Origin of the sequence: Lysinibacillus sp. NPDC097287, assembly GCF_044761695.1 — a bacterium.
Taxonomy (GTDB): domain Bacteria; phylum Bacillota; class Bacilli; order Bacillales_A; family Planococcaceae; genus Lysinibacillus.
This window is the reverse complement of record NZ_JBIWCX010000003.1, coordinates 376,690-401,609: the sequence shown is the minus strand read 5'-3', so window position 1 is coordinate 401,609 and position 24,920 is coordinate 376,690. Positions and strand designations below refer to the sequence as shown.

Genomic DNA, 24,920 nt, shown 5'->3' with positions numbered 1-24,920 from the left:
ATGCAGCTGTGAACATCATGGCTTTACATACATCAAGATAGCTTGCTTCTAAGGAGTACTTTTTAGAAAAACATGTATTCGAAAAGGCGATAAAAAATAAGGGAAGAGGCTAATATATATAGTTTGTATAATCACTTATCTTAAATTAAGAGATTAGTATCGTCGACAAATTTGTTAGTTTTCGCCTTAGTAAGGAGAGAAGAATGAAGAAAAAACTAAATATCGCTATTCTGACGATGTTGCTCATGTTCCAAACAGTGTTTTCTCCAATTTCAGTGTTTGCTGATGGAGTTGGAACGGGATCAGAAACAGATCCAACAAATAATAGTACATTGGATAATGTACAAGCAATCACGACAACACCACCTACAGCAGGGGTGACGACAACACCACCTACAGCAGGTGTCGAAATACCGACAAATATTATTGAAATTGGAACTGTTAAACTTTATGAAAAAGCACCATATGATGACGATGGGAACCTGATAGGTGGTAACCGAGAGTTAAAGGATTTTAAACCAAATGTAACTGACACTGCGTATATTGCTTTTGAGTGGGCAGTACCTGATACTCCAGTGTATAAAGCTAATGATACTTTTACATTTGAGCTCCCTAAGGAATTCACTAAAGGTGCACCTCGTAGTGGAGAATTATCAGGTGGGGTAGGAACTTTTGAAGTAGATGGAAATAATAAAGTAACATTTACTTTTACAGAAGAGCCAAATGGTTTAGAAGGGTATTTCTTCATTGGTAGGGGATTCAGCCAAGGAATTTTAGATGGTTCAACAAAGGTTGAGATACCTTTCGATTTTAAAGGGGACACTGTAACAATTCCAGTAAATTTTGAAAGTCCTCTAAAGGGTATGACGAAATCTGGTAAAGCTGACCGCGATATGAATCCAACTAAAATTGACTGGACAATTGATTTAAACACAGCAGAGGATACCATAAATGCAGCAAAATTTGAAGATGCATTACCAGCGGGGGTAGTGGTCGATATTGACACTATTCAAGTTGAGAAGTTGAACATAAGTATGAATGGTGGGAAAACAGGTTCTGGAACTTTTATTCAGCCAAGTAATACTTCGACAACAGGTAATGTACTTAGATTTGATTTAGGCACTATTAAAGATGCTTATCGTGTAACATATACAACAAATGTTACCGAAGAGTTTACAGGAACTAAAACATTTACAAATACCGCTAAATTATTAGAAGGTACTAACCAAAAAGAAATAGATTCGGATAGTATAACTGTAAAATTTAACGAGCCATTAAAGAAAAAAGCTGTATCAAATGGCTATAATGCTGTTGAGGGCACTATCTTATGGGAAGTTGAGTATAACTACAATCAAAAGAATGTAGATGGTATTTTAAATGATGAACTGACTGGGGCTCATACATTCTCTGAAATTGTTAGCATACACAAAGTTGATATTAATACGGATGGACAAGCTGTAAACCCAATTGAATTACAAAAACCCAATGATTATGTAAACACTGGTGCAGTTGGGCAAAAAACATTTAAACTTGATTTATCTAAGGCAAGCCCGAATGGACAAGCATATAAAATTGTTTATAAAACAAAACTAGATAGCCGAGTTGAAGGTTCAACTACTGTGAAAAATGAAATCACTATGCAGGATGATATAACTTCAGGAGAAATCGGTACAGATGTTAGTCAAGTAATCCTAAAAAAATCAGCTACTGTTAATTACAAAACAAAAGAGATTACTTGGACACTGAAGGTGAACCAAGATGCACGTAAAATGACTGGCTTTATCATTAAGGATACATTTGGTGGCCAAGAACTAGAGTTGGTGAAATCATCAGTTCAAGGGCAAACAGGTGTTGTAAAACTAATTGATGATAGTTCAAACACAGCATCGGATGCAACTGATAAAACGACAAAAGGTTTTGAAATTCATTACACTTCCTTAGAGAAGGCAGAAACAATTACGTATGTAACGAAATTCGATCCAGCGAAAAATCCGAAAAAGAGTTATTCGAATAAAGCTCAAATCGGTTCATGGGTTGGTAATGTGTTTACACCAATAGATGGTTCAGAACAAAATATACCAGTTACACCAGGTGACTATACGAAAGATAACGGTAAAAAAACGGGTGTATATAATGCTCAAACCAAAGAAATCACTTGGACAGTCATTACAAACTATAATTTACACAAAGTAACGAATGCGGTGTTCAAAGATACGTTTACGGGAGATCAAACGTTCTTACCTGGTTCGTTTAAAGTTGAAAAGTTAACTTTAGGTACAGGAGAACCAGTTAACAATGATAATGGGGCAACAATTCCAGGTACTCTAGTATGTGGAGATACAGGGACACCTTGTACTGTTAGCCATAGTGGAAATAATATAGAACATACACTAGGTATGATTGAAAATGCCCATCGTATTACGTATAAAACAAGCTTAAAAGGTAAGGAAGTTGCTGCTACTTATTCAAACCTAGCTACATTACTAGATGATAATGAGACAGTTATTTTTAGTGAAGAAGCTATAGTTAAACCTACAAATGGTGGTAAGTATATTGATAAATTCGGTATACAAGGTAAAGGTTTAAAAGAGGATTTAGCACATTGGAAAGTAACGATTAATCCTAGCCAATCCTATATAGCAGGTGGCTCTAAAGTAAAAGATACTATTGAAGGAGATCAAAAATTATTAAAAGAATCGTTTGAGCTGTATGAGGTAACAGATATTCCAAGTAACGGTACTATTAATAATGGTACTAGTATTGATTTACCTAATAATAGTGGGGTGAAGTTAAGTGCTCCATTAACCTTATCGGATATTGAAGGTGCTGATTATCGTTTACAGGTAACGGATGATTCATTTAAGTTAACATTTGAAAATCCTATTGAAAAACCTTACATTTTAGTATATGACTCATTTATTATGGGGGATATAGGAAAAACTATTAAGAATAGTGTATCCTTTGAAGGGCATACAGCAACCTCTGGTCAAGACACGTCAGGCTCTTCGTTCAAGATTAGTTGGGATGAAGCGGGTGGTGGCGCTGTAAATGGTAAAGGTTATTTAAAGATTAAAAAGGTAGATGATACAACAACTGCCCCATTATCAGGCGCCGAATTTGAATTATGGAATTCGTCAGGCGATGTATTTTTAGAGAAATTAGTAACAGATGCAAACGGTGAAGCTGTTACGACAAAAAAATACAAATATAAAACATATTTAGTAAAAGAAACAAAAGCTCCAGAAGGTTACACACTTCCAGCTGACGCGACTAAAAAATTTACTAAAGATGAGACTACAGAAATCGGAATCACAACGATTAAAAATAAAGTAGATTCAACAAAAACATGTAACTTTTTCACATTTACTCTTAGAGATAAGAATGGAAATGTAAGACCATTAGTTACAGTGGATATTAAAAATAGTGCTGGTGTGGTTGTAGAAACAGTTGAAACAGATAAAAATGGTCAAGTGGTATTACCATCTACATTCTTAGCAGGCTCTTACAAAGTATTTGAAGGTAAAGCGGAATTAGGAACAATTGACGTAAGCTTTACACCAGGGGAATGTCTGGATGAAGTATCATTAGCTCCAGCATGTCCAGACTTCACAATTACAGTTAGAGATGTGAACGGTAAACCAGAAGCTGAGAAAAATGTAATCATTAAAGACAGTAATAAAGTTGTGGTTGATAATACTGTGAAAACTGACGAGAATGGTAAAGTAACCTTAAATGATAAGATAAAATATGAACAAGGTAAAGATTACTATGTTTATGATAAGGAAGAAAACTTACTAGGCAAAGTAACAGTGAGCTATGTAGCGGGTCTTTGCCAAGCAGATGTTCAACCATCTCCACCAAATGCATGTTCAGTCTTCACAATTACTGTAAGAGATGAAGATGGCAACGTGAAAAAAGATACTAAAGTTAGTGTAGAGGTAGATGTTAAAGATACTTCTACAGGTGTAATTACTACTAAGACACTTGATCTAACAGCAAATGATGAAGGTCAAGTAAAATTACCATCTGAAACTGTTCCTGGTAGCTATACGGTTAAAGACACAAAAGATCCTTCGAAAATTTTAGGTCAAGTAACAGTGAGTTATAAAGATGGAGAGTGTCAAGACAAAATTCAATATCCTAAAGTATGTACAGTTTTCGAAATTACAGTGATCAATCCAGATGGGGTAACGCCGAAAGCGAATACGAAGGTTATTGTGAAGGATGAAGCGGGTACGGAAACAACTTATACGACAGATACAGATGGGGAAATTAAATTACCATCGACGCAATCACCAGGAAAAGTGACGGTCTATGAGGCAAATCCAGACGGTTCAATCGGTGAGGAAATTAATGAGGTGAAAGTAACTTACACTGAAAATTGTAAGGATGTAGCTATTAAAAACGCTTGTCCAAACTTTACATTAACAGTGAATGACAAAGACTTAGCTCCTGTTGGTGAAAACGTAAAAGTGACGATTAAAGATAAAACAGGTCAAGTAGTCGAAACAGGCAAAACTGATGCAACAGGTAAAATTGTCTTTGAAGATAAGACAAAGTTACAACAAGGTCAAAGCTACACAGTATTTAACGAAGCGGGCGTTAAGCTTGGTGAGATAACAGTTAGCTATATTGATGGTAAGTGTGGAGCGGCAGTTAAAGTTCCAGAAAACTCGTGTCCAATCTTCACACTGACAGTTCAAGATGTGAATGGTAATTCTCGTCCTAATGTAGATGTAACAATTAAGGATGGAAAAGGCAACACAGTAGCAATTACAAAGACAGATGGAAATGGCGTAGCAACAGTACCTTATACTGTAGAGCCAGGTGTTTACTACGTATATGAAGGTAACGCATACATCAATTACATCACAGTTACTGACACATGTTCAGCAACTGTGAAACCACCAACTGGCGGTGGCGGTGGTTGGACACCACCTCCAACAGAACCACCAGTAAATCCAGAGAATCCAACACCAGGTAATCCGGATCCAGAGAAACCAGTGAATCCGGAAGATCCAAAACCAGGTAAGCCAGATTCGGAGAAACCAGTGAATCCGGAAGATCCAAAACCCGGTAAGCCAGATTCAGAGAAACCAGTGAATCCGGAAGATCCAACACCGGATAACCCAGATTCAGAGAAACCAGTGAATCCGGAAGATCCAACACCGGGTAACCCAGGTTCAGAAAATCCAACGAATCCAGGAAATACAACTACGGATACTCCTGGAAATTCGAACGGTGGTACATCTGTACAAGAAATCATTGATCAAGGCAAAAAATTACCACCTTACAATGCAACAAAAACGCCGAGTCAAGATACTTTAGATAAGTACAAAGACTTCCTAAATAACTACTCTAAGCTTTCAAAAGAAGATCAGTTAGCAGTAGGCAAAACTGTTGATATTGATAAGATAAAAACAGCTGCGAAGCAAATGGAAGCACAGCTGGCAAAAGGTAAGCTCCCACAAACAAATGGGGCAGACCAAACAGGTATGATTGCCATTGGTTTATTACTAGTAGCGGCAAGCGTATTCTTCTTACGCCGTCGTAACGTTGAAACAAAATAACAATCTAAAAAACGCTCCAAGAGAAGAAATTCTCAAGGAGCGTTTTTTGCTATTTCACGAAGAATCACTGATACTTAGCAACTAAAAGGAGTAAAATAGATTAATTATCCTTACTAGTCTATCTTTTGAATGACCCTAATATTATGTATTCCTAACTTGCAGAAAATGCTTCAGAAAGCGCTTCGGGTGCTTCGATCATTGGATACTGTGTGACAAAGTCAGCTTGCACCATGAGTCGCTGTTGGCCGTCCTCGGTACATGTAATGAGTGTTAAACGGGTGTCTTCTGTATCTTCAATGACATAGACATCGGTTGCTTCGATTATTTTTTTCACGGACAGTTTGTATTCATAGATATTCGTTAAATCTGTTAAGTAAATTGCATCGCCTATATTCGTGCGATAGAGAGGTCCAAATAAGATATCTTTGCCCTCGAAATAATGGCTGGCTAATGCGTAGTTGCCTTTACCTAATTGTTGAGTAGGCTTCATTGTGCCTGCTCCGACAGCAAGTGCAGATTTACCAACACCTTTTAGAATAGGTAACTGCAATTGTACTTTAGGAATGACGATGCTACCGATAACAGGAAGTTTATCAATTGATGCTTGAGCTTTTAATACTTCCGTAATGGACAAAGATTGCACCGCTTCAAAATCAAAATCTGCTTCCTTATCTAAATTGGTTTGCAAATCTTCTACCGTGTAATCAGTTGTGTTTAACCGATTACTTAAATGTGCAATGATGCTGTTTTGAATGGGATTGATAAAAATTAGTAAAAGGCCTAGGATAAGCACACAAATAAGTAGCGTTTTTTTGAATTTATTCACCTTGCAGCACCTCCTTAGTGTGTTTATCGACATGGATCATTGGTTTATCGCCGTACTTATGAATTTTATCGACATGAACATTAAAATAGGTAGAGCAAAATTGCTCTACCCACAATTATAAATTATTTATCACTAAAGCGAACGCCAGCAACGCCGTAATGATTTTTAGACATCTCTTCGATGAAAACAGTAACGTTTTCTACTGGTGCATTGACTGTACGAGAAACGGCTTCTGTTACTTCTTTGACAAGCGCACGTTTTTGTTCTTCTGTGCGACCTTCAATCATTTTAACTGTTACGTATGGCATTATATAGCCCCCTTAATGGTATTTTGGTGTATATTTAAATAATAGCAGAATGGAGGGAAAAAAGTATGACAAAAGAAGAAAAATCAAAACAAAAAATGGGCTTTACCATTATTAAGAATGATCCTACAGATGGCCATAAAGGATTTGGTGTCGGTTCTCTTTCACTGGAAAACGTGTCACCAGTCATTATCGATATAGAAGAAGGCAAGGCTTCAATTGAAATTGGGGCGATGCATGCGCGTAGTGATGTAGAAAGAGGCATCAAGTTCACAACAAATCGTGAAGATTCAGAAGGTGGCAAAGCATATTGGTTAGTATGGGTGACTATTGACCATAAAGAAGATGGCCCTTACTACGCAGGTGTTACAGCGTGTGAGATGGTTGTTAATCGTGAAAAACGCCGTGGCTATAAAATTTTAGCTGATCATGTAAATAAAATGGATAAATCAATGAAACGTCATATTATTGTTGCGCATATGGATGAACCGTCTAAAAAGATACTGACAGACTTCCTAGAAGGTCATAATCCTGACATGTGGAAGCGCAGTGCAGAACAGCTGCGTCAAGACTTATTTGTATAAACAACTTGCAATGATTGAACAAACTGTGACATTTTGCAATCGCTTTCGATATGTGGTTGAAACTGTCTCTGAAAAAAAGTACACTTGATGCAGAGCTTACAATTTAGTAAGCTAGGACACTTGGTCTCGCGAAATGTGATGAGCGCTATGCGGCATTTGAATTACCCAAACCCAAGCCGAATGCCCCATGATGCTCATCCTTTCCGCTGACCAAAAACAAGAAAAGCTTTCTGTTCCCACGGACACGTCTCCGGGGAAGAGAAAGCTTTTTTTAGTTTATGTTACGTCTAGGCTAAAGCTCACCACGATATCTTGGAGAGCTTTCTAGTTTCTGTACAACTACTTTGTCGAGAAGTTTCACTCATTAGAACGCATAGGAAGTATAAAGGTTTCATTTATTGTTCATTATTTTTATCGCCTTTAAAAATGGAGAACGGCAACATGTTCCAAAATTCACCCCACGTATCACTATCCAATACATCGAAATTTGAACATTTTTCTGTTGGAACATCCTCTGTTTTAAGATACACAAGGCGCTGTTTCGGACATGCGTTACTTGCAAGCTTGCCTGTTTCAATATCGACGACCACACCCTTAACGCCTTTTGGTTTTGTGAAGTCTTGATTTTTTGTACCTTTATTTACAGTTTCCATAAAATCTATCCATATTTGTTTTGTAGCGGCCATGTCTTCTTTGGAAGAAAGGGTTTTACCTTGGTCATACCCATTCCAAACACCAGCAGTTAAATTTGGTGTATAGCCAATCAGCCATTGGTCACTATTAGTAGACCCCGATTTTGCTGCATACGTATGTGTCATACGAGAGCGAATGGAAATCCCTGTTGCAGGAGAATAATCGCTATATACAGGATCGAAAATACCTGTCATCATCTCTGTGAGCATATACGCATCTTTTTTCGAAATCACAGGTTCCGAATTTTTTTCGATTTCTTTGTTTTCATAGATAATTTCACCATTAGCATCTTTGATGGAGATGATTGTTGTTGGCGTCGTTTTTTGACCTTGTGACGCCAAAATATTAAATGCATTTGTCATTTGGTATAACGTTGTTTCGGCCGTACCTAGAGCAGTCGATAAATTATTTTTGGTACCCACATTTACATTAAAGCGACTCGCCATTTCTTGGAACGTTTTGAAGCCGATATCTTCTAATGTTTTTACGGCATAAATATTATCCGAAATAGCGATTGCTTGGGCCATGGACATATCATGATCAGCAAATTTCCCATTAACGTTTTTCGGTGCATATGTTTGGCGCCCCTTATCATAGGTAAATGTTGTTTCACCTACATCAAGGAATGTTAACGGTGTATAACCGTTTTCAAGTGCCGCTGCATACAAAATTGGTTTAATGGTTGAACCGGGCTGACGTTTTGCTTGTGTTACACGGTTAAAGGAACTTGTAGCATAATCTCGTCCACCAACAAGCGCGGTTACTGCACCTGTTTTTGATTCCATACTGACAAATGCAGCTTGTAGATCATTTGCGGGCATATTATCAGCAACAGCTGCTTCAGCTGCCTTTTGATGAGCTGTGTTTATCGTTGTCTGGATTGTCCAGCCACCCTCACTAATATCCAGGTTTTTCGATTTAAGTAATTCACTAGCTTCTTGCCATGCAACGTCTAGGAAATATGGTGCAATTGATTTAGTGGCTACCCATTTATCATTCTTAAGCACAATTGCTTCTTGTTTAGCACGTGTTTTTTCTGCTTCTGTAATAGTACCTTGTTCGGCCATAAGGTTTAAAATAACATGCTGACGGTTTGTTGCTTTTTCAAAGTTAACGATAGGCGAGTAAAGGCTAGGTCCCTTTGGTATACCCGTGAGCATTGCTGCTTCTGCAAGAGTTAAATCGCTCGCAGGTTTACTGAAATAGTAACGGCTAGCTGCTTCTACGCCGTACATACCGTGACCGTAGTATACGGTATTTAAATAGCCTTCTAGTATTTCATCCTTATTATAAAAAACTTCTAATCTATAAGCATAAAGTGCTTCATTTAATTTACGTGTCCAAGATTTTTCATGTGTTAAATACAAGTTACGCGCGTATTGTTGTGTAATTGTACTCGCTCCTTGCACTTTACTACCTGCCTTAATATCAACTAAAATAGCCCCTGCAATACGAGAAAAGTCAAAGCCATGATGCTCATAAAAATCTTTATCCTCAACAGCTACTACTGCCGTTTTTAAATAGGGTGACATTTCATCGAGGTCAACCCAATAACGACGCTCACTTGTAAAGTGGTCACCAATTTGATTTTCGTTTTGGTCTAAGAAAATAGACGCTTTTGGTACAGTTAATGGAGGCGCACCAGCCACTTGAACATATATACGCAGTGCTATAAATCCTACTATAATAGCAGATGCAAAGGCGACAAAAAGTGTAAGTGCTTTACGTGTACGTTTCACACGCTTTTGCTTACGTTGATAGCTTTTTCTTTTCATCCTACTTCACCCCGTTTTCTCACAACTTAGCCTCAGTATGTGTCTGAACATTCTCATTTAATCGAATTTATGCATAAAAACTATTGCACTTTGTTCAAAAACAACTATACTTTTTTTGTATCTATTGGAAATCGCTATTTAATTTCAAGAAATTCTATCATTCGACAAAAACGTCGCAGTTGTAGATATTACACGATTTTTATTTGCTTTTCCAATATAGTATACGAGAAAGTAGGCAAGAAGGTTTCTTATCCTGTGATTATGTTGTACTAGAAAATATATGAAGCTGACTATGTTCAGGCTTTAATGGAGGACTAAAAATGCGATTTGATGAAGCTTACTCAGGAAATGTTTTTATAAAAAGCCATCCTACCTATGAGGATGCGCAAGCTGTTATTTACGGTATGCCAATGGATTGGACAGTAAGTTATCGTCCAGGTTCACGTTTTGGTCCACAGCGTATTCGAGAAGTATCAATCGGTCTTGAAGAGTACAGTCCATATTTAGACCGTGACTTAGATGAAGTAAAGTATTTCGATGCAGGGGATATTCCACTTCCATTTGGTAATGCCGGACGTTCTTTAGAAGAGATTGAAAAATTCATCGTGAAGCTTTTAGAAGACGGTAAAATTCCAGTTGGTATGGGTGGAGAGCATTTAGTGTCATGGCCTGTAATGAAAGCAGTATCAGCTAAGTATGATGATCTTGCCATTATCCATTTTGATGCACATACAGATTTACGTGTTGAATATGAAGGGGAGCCACTTTCTCACTCAACACCAATTCGAAAAATTGCAGAGCATATTGGTCCGAAAAATGTATACTCTTTCGGTATTCGTTCAGGGATGAAGGAAGAATTTGAATGGGCAAAGGAAAACGGTATGCACATTTCAAAATTTGAAGTACTGGAGCCGTTAAAAGAAGTGTTACCAACACTAGCAGGACGTAATGTGTACATAACGATTGATATTGATGTGTTAGACCCAGCACATGCACCTGGTACAGGTACTGTAGATTGCGGAGGCATTACATCAAAAGAGTTATTAGCATCAATTCATGCAATAGCAGAGAGTGGCGTGAATGTAGTTGGTTTTGACCTAGTTGAGGTGGCACCAATTTACGATTCATCTGAAATGACCGCAAATACAGCTTCTAAATTACTACGAGAAATGATTCTCGGGTGGGTTAAATAAATATAGAAGATAGTGTTCCTTCGTATTTTCACGAATGAGCACTTTTTTCGTATGTGATGCTAAAACTATACATTTAATTGAAATGCTTGGCGTAGCGTTCACTTCCTTCTTGAAAAACGGCATACATTCATCCTATAATAAGAAGGTTATAGTAAAAGATATAGAAGGAGCAATCCATGATGGCGAACGATACAAAATCGCAGGTGAACATTAAGCTCATTTCTACGATTTGTCCGATTGATGGAGAGTCCGAAACATTAGAAATGTGGTTAAATGGGCATCTACTTGAAAAAGCAGGTAGTATGTATTTGAAATATGAAGAGGTGCAGGAAGATAAGACGATCCGCACAACGATGAAGCTTGGCGAAGAGCAAGCACTCATTATGCGCGCAGGGGCTGTCAAAATGCGCCTACCACTGAATATAGTTGAACAACAAATTGGGCATTATGAAAGTGAAATCGGTTCAATACCACTCGTTATTCAAACGAAAAAAATGACATTTACACGACACGAAGTAAGCGGAGATTTTTATGTACAATACGACTTACTGATGAGTGGACAGTCCGTTGGCAATTATACATTAGATATTAAATTTACGGAGGTACAATGATGAACGCAGTAGAACAAGTACAACAAGCCATTAAAGCAGCGATTGCGCAGGCAGTAGAAAAAGCAGGTCTAGTCGAAGCGGGCACAGAGTTAAATATTCATCTTGAAACACCAAAAGATAAAACAAATGGTGACTATGCTACAAATATTGCTATGCAATTGACAAAATTGGCGAAGAAACCACCTCGTGCGATTGCAGAAGCTATTTTAGAAAATCTTGAAACAGCTGGTACAGATATCGAGAAAATCGAAATTGCAGGACCTGGCTTCATGAACATTACTGTACGTAAAGATTTCCTTGCAAATGTAGTAACAGCAGTGCTTGAGCAAGGTGCTGATTATGGTCGTTCTACTACTGGTGCTGGTGAAAAAGTACAAGTGGAATTCGTATCTGCAAATCCAACGGGTGACCTTCACTTAGGCCATGCACGCGGAGCATCTGTAGGAGATTCATTATGTAACGTTTTAGATATGGCAGGCTATGCGGTATCTCGTGAATACTACATTAATGATGCAGGGAACCAAATTAATAATCTAGCGTATTCACTTGAAGCGCGCTACAAGCAAGCTTTAGGAATGGATGCTGCAATGCCTGAAGATGGCTATCATGGCGCCGATATTATCAATATTGCTGGTAAATTAAAAGAAGAGCATGGCGATTCTATTTTAGCTAAATCTGATGAAGAACGTTTTGCTTTCTTCCGTCAACATGGCCTTGCTTTAGAATTAGAAAAATTAAAAACAGACCTTGCGAATTTCCGTGTAAACTTTGACGTTTGGTATTCTGAAACTTCATTATACGGAAACGGTAAAATTGATGTAGCTTTAGATAAATTAAAAGCGAATGGTCACGTATTTGAAGAAGACGGCGCGACTTGGTTCCGTTCAACAACATTTGGCGATGACAAAGACCGCGTACTGATCAAAAACGATGGTTCATTCACGTACCTTACACCGGATATTGCGTACCACGAGGACAAAATTGTACGTGGCTTCGATAAGTTAATTAACATTTGGGGTGCTGACCATCACGGTTATATTCCACGTATGAAAGCAGCAATCCAAGCACTTGGTTACGACCGCGATACACTTGAAGTGGAAATCATCCAAATGGTGCAACTGTATAAAAACGGCGAGAAGTTCAAAATGAGTAAACGTACAGGTAACGCAGTGACAATGCGTGAACTTGTAGAAGAAGTAGGCTTAGATGCTGTACGTTACTTCTTTGTGAAAACAGCTGGCGATTCACATATGGACTTCGACTTAGACCTTGCTGTATCACAATCAAATGAAAACCCAGTGTACTATGCACAATATGCACATGCACGTATTTCTTCAATTTTACGTTCAGCTGGCGAACAAGGCTTTGCGGCTTCAACGGACAACTTGAATCTATTAACAGCGGAAAAAGAAATCGACCTTCTGAAAAAAGTGGGCGACTTCCCGAAAGTAGTAGCAGATGCTGCGAAACACCGCACACCGCACCGTATTGCAAACTACATTCAAGAAACTGCTGCAACATTCCACAGTTTCTACAATGCAGAAAAAGTACTAGATGCTACGAACAAAGAGCTAACAGAAGCTCGTCTAGCCCTAATTACTGCAGTTCGCACAACAATTGCCAATGCATTACGTCTAATTGGTGTATCTGCTCCGGAAAAAATGTAAGACCGAAAATATCAAAACAGTTTCTGATGAAAATCGGAAACTGTTTTTTTATGTGGATTTAAGGTTGAGCCCGATAGAACAGTAGGCGTTGCATGGAATGTGTGCGCCAATGAAAATTGCACCGTATTTTATAGATATTGTTTAAAGTGTGAGGTTCTGTTTTAGAGTCTCTACTTTTTATCGTTATATAATTCTTTTTTCATGTATAATAAGAAAAGATTGAATAAAATGATAAAGGTTCTTTATCTGCCAAGGATAAAGTGAAAAGGGAAATCGGTGTAATTCCGATGCGGTCCCGCCACTGTAAGTGTGAGTTTTTTCAAACCAAGCCACTGAAGATTTTCGGGAAGGCATGAAAAAGCGTTTGTAGCACGAGCCAGGAGACCTGCCTTTATAGAGCAACACATAACAGCCTACGAGGATAGGGTGGTGATTTTTTGCGACCGCAATATTGTGCAAGCATCGCCCCTCGTTTTTTTAGACGATGGGGCTTTTTTATGTTTTGTAAGGTGGATGTCGATAAAGCTGAAAATATGGACGATAAATCCACGAAGTAGGACGATAAAACGCCGAAGTGTATCGATAAATAATGCAAAGTGGGCGATAAAGTACGTGCCCACATATTCTAAGGAGGATTCAGCAATGAAAAAGTATTGGAAAATAGGATTATCTGCATGTTTAACAATAGGGTTACTCACTGCATGTAATACAAAAGAAGAGAAAATAGAACAGCCATCTACAGAGCAACAGGCTGATGCACAAGTGGAAGAAGTAACATTCCCGATTACAATGACAGACACAATTGGCAATGATATTACGCTTGAAGCACCACCAGAACGCATTGTTTCACTAATTCCAAGTAATACCGAAATATTATTTGATCTTGGATTAAATGATAAAATCGTCGGCGTGAATGACTTTGATGATTATCCAGCAGAGGCAGCAGAGAAAGAAAAGGTCGGCAGTATGGAATTTAATATTGAGAAGATCATTGCACTGACACCAGATATCGTTTTCGCGCATGAATCTAGCATGGCCTCATTGGGAGGCGCATTAGATCAGCTAGAGTCAGCAGGTGTGAAGGTATTTGTCGTAGCGGATGCCAAAGATTTCAATGAAACGTATACTACAATTAAGCAACTAGGTCGTGCAACAGGGAAACTGCCAGAAGCTGAAAAAACGATTGCGGAAATGAAGGCAAAGGTAGCGGAAATTCAAGCGAAGCTGAAAGACGTTGAGCCGAAAACAGTATTTGTAGAGACTTCGGATGAGCCTGAAATTTATACTGCTGGCAAGGATACGTTTATGCAAGAGATACTGGATATGATTCATGCTGAAAATATCGCAGCTGATACAAAAGGTTGGTTTAAAATTGACGCAGAGCAAATCATTTCGAAAAATCCAGATGTTATCGTGGTCACTTATGACTATGTGCCAGACATCTTAACAAAAATTCCACAACGTGCAGGTTTTGAAACAATTACTGCGGTGAAAAATAATGCGATTGTGCAAGTAGATGAAAGTATGACAAGCCGTCAAGGACCCCGTTTAGCAGATGGACTTGAGGAATTAGCGAAAGCTATTTACCCAGAGGTATTCGAGTGAGTAAAACAGTTTTTGCCTATATAACGGCGATTGCACTCTTGATCGTCAGCATATGGTGTGGTGTATCTATAGGCTCAGTCAACATTCCTCTAGAGGTGCTATGGAATAAGGCGGCAGATGAAACCGCAGCGAATATTCTATGGAAAATCCGGATGCCGCGTGTGATGCTTGCAGGGCTTGTCGGGGCATCACTTGCGATTGCAGGGGCAGCATTCCAAGGACTACTAAAAAATCCGCTTGCCGATCCATATACATTAGGGGTTTCTTCGGGTGCATCGGTCGGAGCAGTCATGACGCTATTTTTCGGTCTATCGATTCCGGTAGTAGGCATTTACACTTTACCGACATTCAGTATGATTGGTGCAGTCATGACGATGATAGCGGTTATGAGTTTTGCAAGGCTTATCGATCGTTCACTGAAGATGGAAACACTTATTTTAACTGGGGTTATTTTTAGTTCATTTTTAGGTTCGCTCATTTCGTTAATGGTAGCGTTAACGGGTGAGGAGTTACGTCAAATTATCGGCTGGTTGCTTGGTTCTGTGTCGATGAGAGGCTGGCCATATGTACAAATGATTGCACCGTTTGTTGTAATAGGTTCAGTGATGCTATGGACGCAAAGACGTGAGTTAAACGCATTATTGTACGGTGAAGAGCGAGCGAAACATTTAGGTGTGAATGTAAAACGCAGTAAGTATCTAATATTAGCAGGTGGCTCAATGTTAACGGGTGCCGCTGTAGCCGTATCAGGCACCATTGGTTTTGTCGGACTTGTGGTTCCACATATGACGCGCATGATCTGGGGTTCGGATCATCGCCATCTACTGCCGTTATCGTTTTTAAATGGAGCAACGTTACTGATTATTTGTGATTTAGTAGCGCGTACCATTATTATGCCGCGTGAACTCCCAATTGGTGTCATTACCGCATTTATCGGGGCACCAGTCTTCTCATATATTTTCTATAAACAACGTAGAAGTAAGGGGGTGCGCGCATGATTAAGGTTGAACAGTTATCAGGTGGTTATGGCGGTGAACCCATTGTCAAAGATGTAAGTTTTACCGTTGAAAAAGGAAAAGTGCTTGGCATTTTAGGTCCCAATGGAAGCGGGAAATCTACGCTGCTAAAAGTGATGAGTGGTATTTTGCCTGCTACTAGTGGCTCGATTTCATTAGATGGGAAAAACATCAAATCTTATAATGCCCGTGCATTAGCGAAGAAAATGGCGGTACTACCTCAGCTTCATGCAAATACTTTTTCGAATTCGGTGCGTGAGGCAGTTTCACTTGGACGATATCCACATCAAACGGGTTTTTTCTCGAGCTGGTCAGACAGAGATGAGCAGGCCGTTCAGCATGCAATGGCGCAAACAGGTGTATCGCGCTATGAGAATACGCCGATGGAGTTTCTATCGGGCGGTGAGCAGCAACGTGTCTTTGTAGCGCAAGCATTAGCGCAAACAGCAGAAGTTTTATTACTAGATGAGCCAACGAACCATTTAGATATCGCGCATCAACGACAGATTTTAGATATGGTACGTAAAGAAGCGGTTGAATGCGGATTAACGGTAGTTATGGTGTTGCATGACATGAACTTAGCGTCGCTATACTGTGATGAGTTATTATTGATGGAAAATGGAGAAATGCGTGCGATTGGTGCACCGCATGAGGTGTTAATTGCCTCACAAATTGAGGAAGTCTATCAAGCTAGGGTTACGACATATGCACATCCAGAAATTCCAAAGCCGCAAATTACAATCATGCCTGCAGCGACTGAGGATCAACAGCGAGCAATCATTACGAATGAGAATTTTTCAGTAGTAGATGGATTCATTCAGATGAAATCAGAGATACCACTAAAAACAGTTTCTTCAGCTGTTCATAATCCGGGGATAGGTTGGTATGAGTGCTTTTTAAATCGCTCAGTGCCAGGTGATTACATTATTAATGATGTAAAGCAGGAAGTAGCTGAATTTTTACAAAGGGAGCACTTTTCTACAACGGGAACAGTAGTGATGCTGACAGCTGTTTCAACAAAGCTTGTTGCTTTGAATGAATACAAAACCGATTTTGGTAGTGTGTTTGTCATGGTGACTGCAGGTGTTGGTAACGCTGTAGACGTATCTCGTACACATGAAAGACTAGATCAGCCGTACGTTGGGACGATTAACACATGGGTTATAATTAATGGCTGTCTATCAGAAGAAGCATTTTTCCAAGCGATGATGACTGCCAACGAAGCGAAGACGAAGGCGTTGCAATCGGAAGATATTCGTGATAATCGAACGAATACCATTGCGACAGGTACTGCAACTGATAGTCTACTCATAGCAGCAACACAAAATGGAGAAGAAATGATTTATGGTGGTCCTATAACAGCAGTAGGAAAGGTTATTGGTAAGGGCGTTTTTGAAACGACAGTGCAAGCCATTCATAACTATAAAACAAAAGCTTAGGAGATGAGAAGAATGAAACTTTACACGAAAACAGGCGATAAGGGGAAAACGAGCATTATTGGTGGTCGCGTAGATAAAGACAACTTACGCGTAGAAACGTACGGTACAATTGATGAGCTGAATTCCTTTATCGGCAAGGCGATGAGTGAGTTAGACCGTGAATTATTTAAGGATATTTTAGGTGATTTAGAAACGATTCAGCACGAGCTTTTCGATGGTGGCGGCGATCTAGCAAATGTGATGAAGGAGCGTCATTATAAATTGACGGAAGCGCCAATTGAAGCAATGGAGGCTCGTATCGATGTGCTAACTGAAGAAGCACCACCTTTAGAGCGTTTCATTTTACCAGGGGGTGCACCAGCGGCAGCTACTTTACACATTGCACGTACAGTAGCGCGCCGAGCAGAGCGTCAAATGGTAACGCTAATGAAAGAGATTGAAGATGTACCAGCGGTTGTGCAGAAATATTTAAACCGTTTATCTGATTATTTATTTGCAGCAGCACGTGTTGTAAATGCACGTTTAAAAGTTGCGGATGTAGAGTACGTACGAAGTGCAAAGGTGTTTAAATAAATTAAAAGCTACCCTAAAAAAATTAAAATTTTTTAGGGTAGTTTTTTTTATGTAAAGTATATGATAATGAATTATCAGAAATTTTTATATTTTTATGTTGACTGAATGCTCATTCATTATTAAAATATGAATATACTGATAAAATGGCATACATTTACGTATGAACTAGCAAATTTACTACAAAGAGGGATTCGCAATATTCAAAGGGGGGGACTAATTATGAGTCCGTTATTAATTGCTAACATTGTGTTGACAGTTGTTGTTGTACTGTATGCAGCTGGGTTATTCATTTACTTGTTAAAAACACGATACAAATATGTGCAATTAGGTAAAAAAGTTGAGTTTGATGAGAGCATTAGTGAACGTATTCGATATTTAATGGTCAATGTACTTGGTCAAAATAAGTTACTAAAGGACGCGAAAAGTGGTTTAATCCACGTGATGTTCTTCTATGGCTTCTTAATGGTGCAGTTAGGTGCCATTGATTTGATTTGGAAAGGCTTAGCACCAGAGTCTCATCTACCACTTGGTGTTTTCTACGGTGTATTCACCTTTACACAAGAGTTAGTGGTGTTGATGATTTTAATAGCGGTGGTGTGGGCGTTCTACCGTCGTTATGTAGAAAAGCTTGTGCGTTTAAAACGTGGTTGGAAAAATGGTCTTGTGTTAATTTTCATTGGGGGATTAATGGTTTCGACATTACTCGCAAATGGTATGGGCCTAATTTGGCATGGTGAAGGCTTAACATATACAGAGCCAGTAGCATCAGGTATTGCAGCTATTTTTAGTTTCCTACCAGAATCTGTAGCAGCGGGTGTATTTTACGCTATGTGGTGGGTGCATTTACTTATTCTATTGACGTTTTTAGTCTATGTACCACAATCAAAACATTTCCATTTAATCACAAGTATGCTTAATGTCTACATGAATCGATTAGATCGTGTGGGAACATTAACACCTATCGACTTCGAGGCACTAGAAGAAGCGGGCGAAAATGCAGAAAGTGAAGATGATATCCCATCAATTGGTGTTGGGCGTATTCAGGACTTTACACAAAAGCAAATGCTTGATTTATATTCTTGTGTAGAATGTGGTCGTTGTACAAATATGTGTCCAGCAACCGGTACTGGGAAAATGCTGTCACCGATGGACTTAATCGTGAAATTACGTGACCATTTAACATTTACAGGTGCTGTTGTGACAAAACAAAAGCCGTGGGTGCCGTATCAAATGTTCGCGAATACAAAAGGCAATCAGCTTGCAATGGCAGCAGGCGCTGAAGGTGCAGTGATTGAAGACATTTACAGCCCATCATTAATCGGGGATGTTATTACAGAAGAAGAGATTTGGGCTTGTACTACTTGTCGTAACTGTGAAGATCAATGCCCGGTAATGAATGAGCATGTCGATAAAATTATTGACCTTCGTCGTTACTTAACAATGACAGAAGGTAAAGTAAACCCGGATGCACAACGCGCGATGACAAACATCGAACGACAAGGTAATCCATGGGGCTTAAACCGTAAAGAAAAAGAAAATTGGCGTGATCTTGATCCGACTATCAATATTCCAACGGTGAAGGAATTGAAAAAATCAGGCGAAGAAATGGAATACCTACTATGGGTAGGTTCGATGGGTGCGTTTGATAACCGTTCACAAAAAATTACGCTCGCGTTTTGCCGATTATTAAATGAAGCTGGCGTGAAATTCGCTATTTTAGGTAACAAAGAGAAGAATTCAGGAGATACACCACGTCGTCTTGGAAATGAGTTCTTATTCCAGGAGCTTGCAACAGCGAATATCGATGAGTTTGAGAAAAATGATGTGAAGAAAATCGTCACAATTGACCCACACGCCTATAATATTTTCAAAAACGAATACCAAGACTTCGGTTGGAAAGGTGAAGTATATCACCATACGGAAGTTTTAAATCAGCTGATTGAAGAAAACCGACTAGCAATGAATTACGAGGTTGATGAAACAATTGTCTTCCATGATTCATGTTACTTAGGCCGTTATAATGATGTGTACGATGCACCGCGTGAAATCTTACGAGGTATTCCAGGTGTGAAGCTTGTTGAAATGGAAAGAAACCGTGAATCAGCAATGTGCTGTGGTGCTGGTGGTGGTTTAATGTGGATGGAAGAGCATGTTGGAAACCGCATTAACGTTGCGCGTACAGAACAAGCATTAGAAACAAACGCATCAGTTATCTCTTCAGGCTGTCCATACTGCTTAACAATGCTTGAGGATGGTACAAAGGCTAAAGAAGTAGAAGATACGATTAGCACGTTCGATGTAGCAGAATTATTAGAGCGTTCAGTATTTGGTGAAAAAGTGAATACTGTTCAGGAAGTACCTGAAGAAGAATCCATTCAAGAGGTTGTTGCTTCAGTTGAAGGTAATGGAGAGAACTAAAAGTGGAGTTAAACGAAGGGATTTAATAGTTATTGAAGCAATTTTATTATTTTCTGAAAAATTTAAATTGCACAATAAATAATTATTTTGTAAAATATAACTAAGTAGAAATGGGAGTTTATCTAATGACTCCCATTTTTTATTGAAATCTGTTGAGCGAGCGTTCAGTCGTTAGGGGTTTTAGTCGAATGCTTGTCGATAAGTGTAAAACAAAAGGGGTGTTTTACTTGAATAGAACAGTTATTTTAGCGGGGGCACGAACAGCCTTTGGAAAATTTAATGGTAGCCTAAGTTCGTTAAGCGCTAGTGACCTTGGCGCAGTTGCGGTTAAAGGGGCGCTTGAAAAAGCGGGAGTCGCTCCAGAAACAGTGGATGAAGTGATTTTAGGTACAGTATTGCAGGCTGGTCAGGGACAAATTCCATCAAGACAGGCAGCTATTAAAGCAGGTTTACCGGTGGATGTGAAGACTGAAACAATTAATAAAGTTTGTGCTTCCGGTATGCGCGCTGTCACACTAGCGGATCAATTAATTCGTTTAGGGGACGAAGAAGTGATTGTCGCGGGTGGTATGGAATCCATGTCTAATGCACCTTACTATTTATTAAATGGTCGCACAGGCTTACGCATGGGCGATACAAAAATGATTGACGGCATGATTTATGACGGTTTATCTTGTGCATTTGATGCAGCAAGACCACATATGGGAAGCTACGGTAACTCGACTGCCAAGGAATTCTCATTAAGTCGTGAAGAACAAGATACTTGGTCTGCTAGAAGTCATGAGCGTGCATTAGCGGCAATTGAAAAGGGTTATTTTGCAGAGGAAATCGTGCCTGTAAAAATACCACAACGAAAAGGTGATCCATTGCTTTTTGAAGTAGACGAGGCACCACGAGCTAGTACGTCTTTGGAAGCGCTAGCAAAGCTAAAGCCTGCCTTCGATAAGGATGGTACAATCACAGCCGGCAACGCACCTGGTGTCAATGATGGAGCTTGTGCGCTTGTTTTAATGAGTGAAGAGCGAGCACAGCGCGAAGGTAAAGAAACACTTGCAATTGTACTCGGTCATGCTGAAATTGCTGTTGAACCAAGGAACTTCCCGCAAACACCAGGGCTAGTTATTAATAAGCTTTTAGAAAAGACAGGGAAAACATTAGCAGATATCCATGTTTTCGAAGTCAACGAGGCTTTTGCTGCGGTTGCACTGGTTAGTAATCAGCTAGCTGAACTTAACCCAGAACAAGTAAATGTAAATGGTGGTGCAGTAGCACTTGGGCATCCAATTGGGGCATCTGGGGCACGCATTATTTTAACCCTTGCACATGAGCTAAAACGTCGTGGTGGCGGTATTGGTATTGCAGCGATTTGCTCAGGCGGCGGACAGGGTGATGCTGTAATGATTGAAGTACCAAAAACAGGGGGAAATGCATGATGGGGATTCAAAAAGTAATGGTCATCGGTGCTGGACAAATGGGTTCTGGTATTGCACAAGTTTGTGCGCAGGCCGGTTATGCTGTCCAACTCAATGATGTGAAGCAGGAATTTTTCGAACGGGGTTTAGGTGTTATTACAAAAAACTTAACACGTGACGTTGAAAAGGGCCGTAAAACAGAAGATGAAAAAGCAACTATTTTAGGGCGTATTACAATGTCACTAGACTTACAAGATGCTAGTGAAGTAGATATCATTATCGAAGCGGCTGTAGAAAATATGGACGTCAAGCAGTCTATCTTTAAGCAATTAGATACTATTGCACCAGCCCATGCGATTTTAGCTACGAATACATCATCTCTACCAATTACTGAAATAGCTGCAGTGACAAAGCGGCCAGAGCAAGTAATCGGTATGCACTTTATGAATCCTGTGCCAGTAATGAAGCTTGTTGAAATTATTCGCGGATTGGCAACAACGGATGAGGTGTATAAAGCAGTTGAAGAAATGACAGTGAAATTGTCAAAAACACCAGTGGAAGTAAATGACTTCCCTGGTTTCATCTCGAACCGAATTTTATTGCCAATGATTAATGAAGCAGTATATGCATTGTATGAAGGCGTTGCGTCAAAAGAGGCTATTGATGATGTGATGAAACTGGGTATGAATCATCCAATGGGCCCACTAACATTAGCTGATTTTATTGGCTTAGATACATGTTTATCGATTATGGAAATTCTACATGAAGGCTTAGGAGATAGTAAATATCGTCCATGTCCACTACTACGTAAATACGTGGCAGCAGGTTGGCTTGGGAAGAAATCGGGTAGAGGCTTCTTCGTTTACGAATAATGCATTACCTTTAGTGGTAGCAGGATAAGTTTGATGGGATGGGTGCGCGTTTATACAAGATGGGGTGACATAGATGCATTTACAGTTTTCAGATGAGCAAATCATGATGCGTGATATGGTTCGTGATTTTGCGAAAGAAAAGATTGAGCCTTGGGTAGAGCGTATGGAAGCTGGAGAGTTTCCGCGTGAGCTACTTACGCAAATGGGCGAACTTGGATTAATGGGTATTACAGCTCCTGAGAAATTGGGAGGTTCAGCGATGGATTTTACATCGTATATTATTGCTATTCATGAACTATCAAAGGTTAGCGCGGTAATGGGTGTTATTTTATCAGTACATACGTCAGTTGGCACGAATCCAATTATTTATTTTGGAAACGACGAGCAAAAACAACGCTATGTACCAAAGCTTGCCTCAGGAGAGTATTTAGGAGCATTTTGTTTAACGGAGCCTAGTGCAGGTTCAGATGCAGGATCACTACAATCAAAAGCGGTAAAAGATGGCGAGGATTATGTCATTAACGGTTCGAAGGTGTTCATCACAAATGGCGGTGAAGCAGATGTTTATATCGTTTTTGCTTCAACTAGTTCAGAGGCAAAGACGCGTGGCATTTCAGCGTTTATCGTTGAGAAGGGGACACCGGGTTTAATCGTTGGGAAAGACGAAAATAAAATGGGCTTGCATGGTTCACGTACGGTACAGTTGACGTTCGATAATTGTCGTATACCCTCAAGCAATCTCCTTGGAGAAGAAGGAGAAGGCTTTAAAATTGCGATGGCCAATTTAGAGGTAGGTCGTATCGGTATTGCAGCGCAGTCTTTAGGCATTGCAGAGGCGGCACTTGATGCGGCAACAGCTTATGCGAAAGAACGTGTGCAATTTGGTAAGGCTATTGCGTTACAACAAGGAGTTGGTTTCAAGCTTGCAGACATGGCAACAGCTGTGGAAGCGGCAAAACTACTTGTGTACCGAGCAGCAGATTTACGTGCTAAAGGTTTACCATGTGGGCAAGAAGCATCGATGGCTAAGATGTTTGCGTCACGTGCTGCGGTTCAAACGGCAATTGAGGCAGTTCAAATTTTCGGTGGCTACGGCTACACCGAAGATTATCCTGTGGAGCGTTATTTCCGTGACGCGAAGGTAACTGAAATATATGAAGGTACAAGTGAAATCCAAAAAATTGTTATTAGTAAACATTTACTTAAATAAAAGGGGATATGACAATGAATTTTCAATTATCAGAAGAACATGAGCAATTACGTGAAATGATTCGCGACTTCGCAATTAATGAAGTAGCACCAACAGCAGAGGCACGTGACGAACACGAAGAATTCGATCGTGGGATTTTCGACAAAATGGCGGAGTTAGGCTTAACAGGAATTCCATGGCCAGAAGAGTATGGTGGCGCAGGCTTCGATTACCTTGCATATGTAATTGCAGTAGAAGAATTATCACGTGTATGTGCTTCAACAGGGGTAACGTTATCAGCACATACATCTTTAGCAGGGTGGCCGGTATATAAATTTGGTACTGAAGAGCAAAAGCAAAAATACCTTCGCCCAATGGCAGAAGGCAAGCATATTGGAGCTTATGGCTTAACTGAGGCGGGTTCAGGTTCGGATGCAGGTGGCATGAAAACTTATGCTAAACGTGATGGTGATGATTATATTTTAAATGGTTCAAAGATTTTCATCACAAACGGTGGTGTTGCAGATACATATATCGTATTTGCGGTAACTGATCCAGAAGCAAAAAACAGCACATCAGCATTTATCGTGGAAGCGGGCTTTGAGGGCTTCTCAGTTGGTAAGAAGGAAAAGAAATTAGGTATCCGTTCATCACCAACGACTGAAATTATTTTTGAAAATTGTCGTGTGCCTAAGGAAAACTTACTGGGTGCAGAGGGTGATGGCTTTAAAATCGCAATGACAACACTTGATGGCGGACGTAATGGTATTGCTGCACAGGCGGTTGGAATTGCTCAAGGTGCACTTGATGCAGCTGTTGATTATTCAAAAGAGCGTGTACAATTCGGTAAACCAATTGTGGCAAATCAAGGTGTAGCATTTAAATTGGCAGATATGGCGACATCTATTGAAGCATCAAGACTTTTGACGTATCAAGCAGCATGGTTAGAGTCAAACGGCTTACCATATGGTAAAGCTTCGGCAATGGCGAAATTAATGGCTGGTGACACAGCGATGAATGTAACAGTAGAAGCTGTTCAAGTATTTGGTGGCTATGGTTATACAAAGGACTATCCAGTGGAGCGCTACATGCGTGATGCGAAAATAACTCAAATTTACGAGGGTACACAAGAGATTCAACGTCTTGTTATCTCACGTATGCTAACTAAATAA

At 39.6% G+C, this 24,920-nt stretch carries 17 protein-coding genes and 1 riboswitch; of the genes, 14 read left to right on the top strand and 3 right to left on the bottom strand.

The window, feature by feature from the left end; all coding sequences use genetic code 11:
• The first annotated feature begins 203 nt into the window (after positions 1 to 203).
• Positions 204 to 5,570 carry a collagen binding domain-containing protein gene (locus ACIQ2D_RS07240; RefSeq protein WP_402861603.1) on the top strand — a complete coding sequence of 1,789 codons (5,367 nt, stop codon included), beginning with the start codon at positions 204 to 206 and terminating at the stop codon, positions 5,568 to 5,570.
• A gap of 151 nt (positions 5,571 to 5,721) precedes the next feature.
• Here ACIQ2D_RS07240 and ACIQ2D_RS07235 read toward each other — a convergent pair whose 3' ends face one another.
• The gene (locus ACIQ2D_RS07235; RefSeq protein ID WP_402861600.1) at positions 5,722 to 6,396 is read right to left on the bottom strand and encodes a class A sortase; all 675 of its coding nucleotides are present in this window, start codon (positions 6,394 to 6,396) and stop codon (positions 5,722 to 5,724) included.
• A 122-nt stretch (positions 6,397 to 6,518) separates the two neighbouring features.
• Positions 6,519 to 6,704, bottom strand: a complete 186-nt coding sequence (locus tag ACIQ2D_RS07230) for a 2-hydroxymuconate tautomerase (protein WP_024362848.1) — start codon at positions 6,702 to 6,704, stop codon at positions 6,519 to 6,521.
• Between the two features lie 65 nt (positions 6,705 to 6,769).
• Here ACIQ2D_RS07230 and ACIQ2D_RS07225 point away from each other — a divergent pair, with 65 nt between their 5' ends.
• Complete coding sequence (locus tag ACIQ2D_RS07225) at positions 6,770 to 7,285, top strand: YwhD family protein (protein WP_402861597.1); 516 nt, start codon at positions 6,770 to 6,772, stop codon at positions 7,283 to 7,285.
• A gap of 395 nt (positions 7,286 to 7,680) precedes the next feature.
• Here ACIQ2D_RS07225 and ACIQ2D_RS07220 read toward each other — a convergent pair whose 3' ends face one another.
• The gene (locus ACIQ2D_RS07220) at positions 7,681 to 9,753 is read right to left on the bottom strand and encodes a transglycosylase domain-containing protein (protein WP_402861594.1); all 2,073 of its coding nucleotides are present in this window, start codon (positions 9,751 to 9,753) and stop codon (positions 7,681 to 7,683) included.
• Between the two features lie 320 nt (positions 9,754 to 10,073).
• On the opposite strand from ACIQ2D_RS07220, the gene speB reads away from it, so the two are divergent.
• From speB to ACIQ2D_RS07160, 12 genes are all read left to right on the top strand, one after another.
• A complete protein-coding gene (gene speB / locus ACIQ2D_RS07215; RefSeq protein ID WP_402861591.1) occupies positions 10,074 to 10,946 on the top strand; it encodes an agmatinase in 873 nt (290 codons plus the stop codon).
• Positions 10,947 to 11,125: 179 nt separating this feature from the next.
• Entirely contained in the window at positions 11,126 to 11,557 is a 432-nt protein-coding gene (locus ACIQ2D_RS07210) for a YwiB family protein (RefSeq protein WP_402861588.1), read from the top strand.
• The gene (argS, locus tag ACIQ2D_RS07205; protein ID WP_402861585.1) at positions 11,557 to 13,224 is read left to right on the top strand and encodes an arginine--tRNA ligase; all 1,668 of its coding nucleotides are present in this window, start codon (positions 11,557 to 11,559) and stop codon (positions 13,222 to 13,224) included. The genes ACIQ2D_RS07210 and argS overlap by 1 nt, the downstream gene beginning before the upstream one ends.
• 218 nt (positions 13,225 to 13,442) lie before the next feature.
• Positions 13,443 to 13,631, top strand: a riboswitch (cobalamin riboswitch).
• Positions 13,632 to 13,866: 235 nt separating this feature from the next.
• Complete coding sequence (locus ACIQ2D_RS07200; RefSeq protein WP_402861582.1) at positions 13,867 to 14,829, top strand: ABC transporter substrate-binding protein; 963 nt, start codon at positions 13,867 to 13,869, stop codon at positions 14,827 to 14,829.
• Positions 14,826 to 15,827 carry a FecCD family ABC transporter permease gene (locus tag ACIQ2D_RS07195; protein ID WP_402861579.1) on the top strand — a complete coding sequence of 334 codons (1,002 nt, stop codon included), beginning with the start codon at positions 14,826 to 14,828 and terminating at the stop codon, positions 15,825 to 15,827. The genes ACIQ2D_RS07200 and ACIQ2D_RS07195 overlap by 4 nt, the downstream gene beginning before the upstream one ends.
• Positions 15,824 to 17,284 (top strand): heme ABC transporter ATP-binding protein, encoded by a 1,461-nt coding sequence (locus ACIQ2D_RS07190; RefSeq protein ID WP_402861576.1) that lies wholly within the window; start codon positions 15,824 to 15,826, stop codon positions 17,282 to 17,284. The genes ACIQ2D_RS07195 and ACIQ2D_RS07190 overlap by 4 nt, the downstream gene beginning before the upstream one ends.
• A 12-nt stretch (positions 17,285 to 17,296) precedes the next feature.
• Positions 17,297 to 17,857 (top strand): cob(I)yrinic acid a,c-diamide adenosyltransferase, encoded by a 561-nt coding sequence (locus ACIQ2D_RS07185; protein ID WP_402861573.1) that lies wholly within the window; start codon positions 17,297 to 17,299, stop codon positions 17,855 to 17,857.
• 219 nt (positions 17,858 to 18,076) lie between these two features.
• Positions 18,077 to 20,275, top strand: a complete 2,199-nt coding sequence (locus ACIQ2D_RS07180) for a heterodisulfide reductase-related iron-sulfur binding cluster (protein WP_402861570.1) — start codon at positions 18,077 to 18,079, stop codon at positions 20,273 to 20,275.
• A 227-nt stretch (positions 20,276 to 20,502) separates the two neighbouring features.
• Complete coding sequence (locus tag ACIQ2D_RS07175; protein WP_402861567.1) at positions 20,503 to 21,708, top strand: acetyl-CoA C-acetyltransferase; 1,206 nt, start codon at positions 20,503 to 20,505, stop codon at positions 21,706 to 21,708.
• Positions 21,708 to 22,559, top strand: coding sequence for a 3-hydroxybutyryl-CoA dehydrogenase (locus ACIQ2D_RS07170; protein ID WP_402861690.1), 852 nt, complete (start codon positions 21,708 to 21,710; stop codon positions 22,557 to 22,559). The genes ACIQ2D_RS07175 and ACIQ2D_RS07170 overlap by 1 nt, the downstream gene beginning before the upstream one ends.
• A 73-nt stretch (positions 22,560 to 22,632) precedes the next feature.
• Positions 22,633 to 23,769: an acyl-CoA dehydrogenase gene (locus ACIQ2D_RS07165; RefSeq protein ID WP_402861564.1), complete on the top strand. Its 1,137-nt coding sequence runs from the start codon at positions 22,633 to 22,635 to the stop codon at positions 23,767 to 23,769.
• 14 nt (positions 23,770 to 23,783) lie between these two features.
• Positions 23,784 to 24,920: an acyl-CoA dehydrogenase gene (locus ACIQ2D_RS07160; RefSeq protein ID WP_402861561.1), complete on the top strand. Its 1,137-nt coding sequence runs from the start codon at positions 23,784 to 23,786 to the stop codon at positions 24,918 to 24,920.

Coding starts and splice junctions, on each gene's coding strand:
- ACIQ2D_RS07170 (WP_402861690.1), top strand. CDS start 21,708: ATGGGGATTCAAAAAGTAATGGTCATCGGTGCTGGACAAATGGGTTCT.
- ACIQ2D_RS07225 (WP_402861597.1), top strand. CDS start 6,770: ATGACAAAAGAAGAAAAATCAAAACAAAAAATGGGCTTTACCATTATT.
- ACIQ2D_RS07185 (WP_402861573.1), top strand. CDS start 17,297: ATGAAACTTTACACGAAAACAGGCGATAAGGGGAAAACGAGCATTATT.
- ACIQ2D_RS07220 (WP_402861594.1), bottom strand. CDS start 9,753: ATGAAAAGAAAAAGCTATCAACGTAAGCAAAAGCGTGTGAAACGTACA.
- ACIQ2D_RS07190 (WP_402861576.1), top strand. CDS start 15,824: ATGATTAAGGTTGAACAGTTATCAGGTGGTTATGGCGGTGAACCCATT.
- ACIQ2D_RS07180 (WP_402861570.1), top strand. CDS start 18,077: ATGAGTCCGTTATTAATTGCTAACATTGTGTTGACAGTTGTTGTTGTA.
- argS (WP_402861585.1), top strand. CDS start 11,557: ATGAACGCAGTAGAACAAGTACAACAAGCCATTAAAGCAGCGATTGCG.
- ACIQ2D_RS07160 (WP_402861561.1), top strand. CDS start 23,784: ATGAATTTTCAATTATCAGAAGAACATGAGCAATTACGTGAAATGATT.
- ACIQ2D_RS07165 (WP_402861564.1), top strand. CDS start 22,633: ATGCATTTACAGTTTTCAGATGAGCAAATCATGATGCGTGATATGGTT.
- ACIQ2D_RS07230 (WP_024362848.1), bottom strand. CDS start 6,704: ATGCCATACGTAACAGTTAAAATGATTGAAGGTCGCACAGAAGAACAA.
- ACIQ2D_RS07240 (WP_402861603.1), top strand. CDS start 204: ATGAAGAAAAAACTAAATATCGCTATTCTGACGATGTTGCTCATGTTC.
- ACIQ2D_RS07210 (WP_402861588.1), top strand. CDS start 11,126: ATGGCGAACGATACAAAATCGCAGGTGAACATTAAGCTCATTTCTACG.
- speB (WP_402861591.1), top strand. CDS start 10,074: ATGCGATTTGATGAAGCTTACTCAGGAAATGTTTTTATAAAAAGCCAT.
- ACIQ2D_RS07200 (WP_402861582.1), top strand. CDS start 13,867: ATGAAAAAGTATTGGAAAATAGGATTATCTGCATGTTTAACAATAGGG.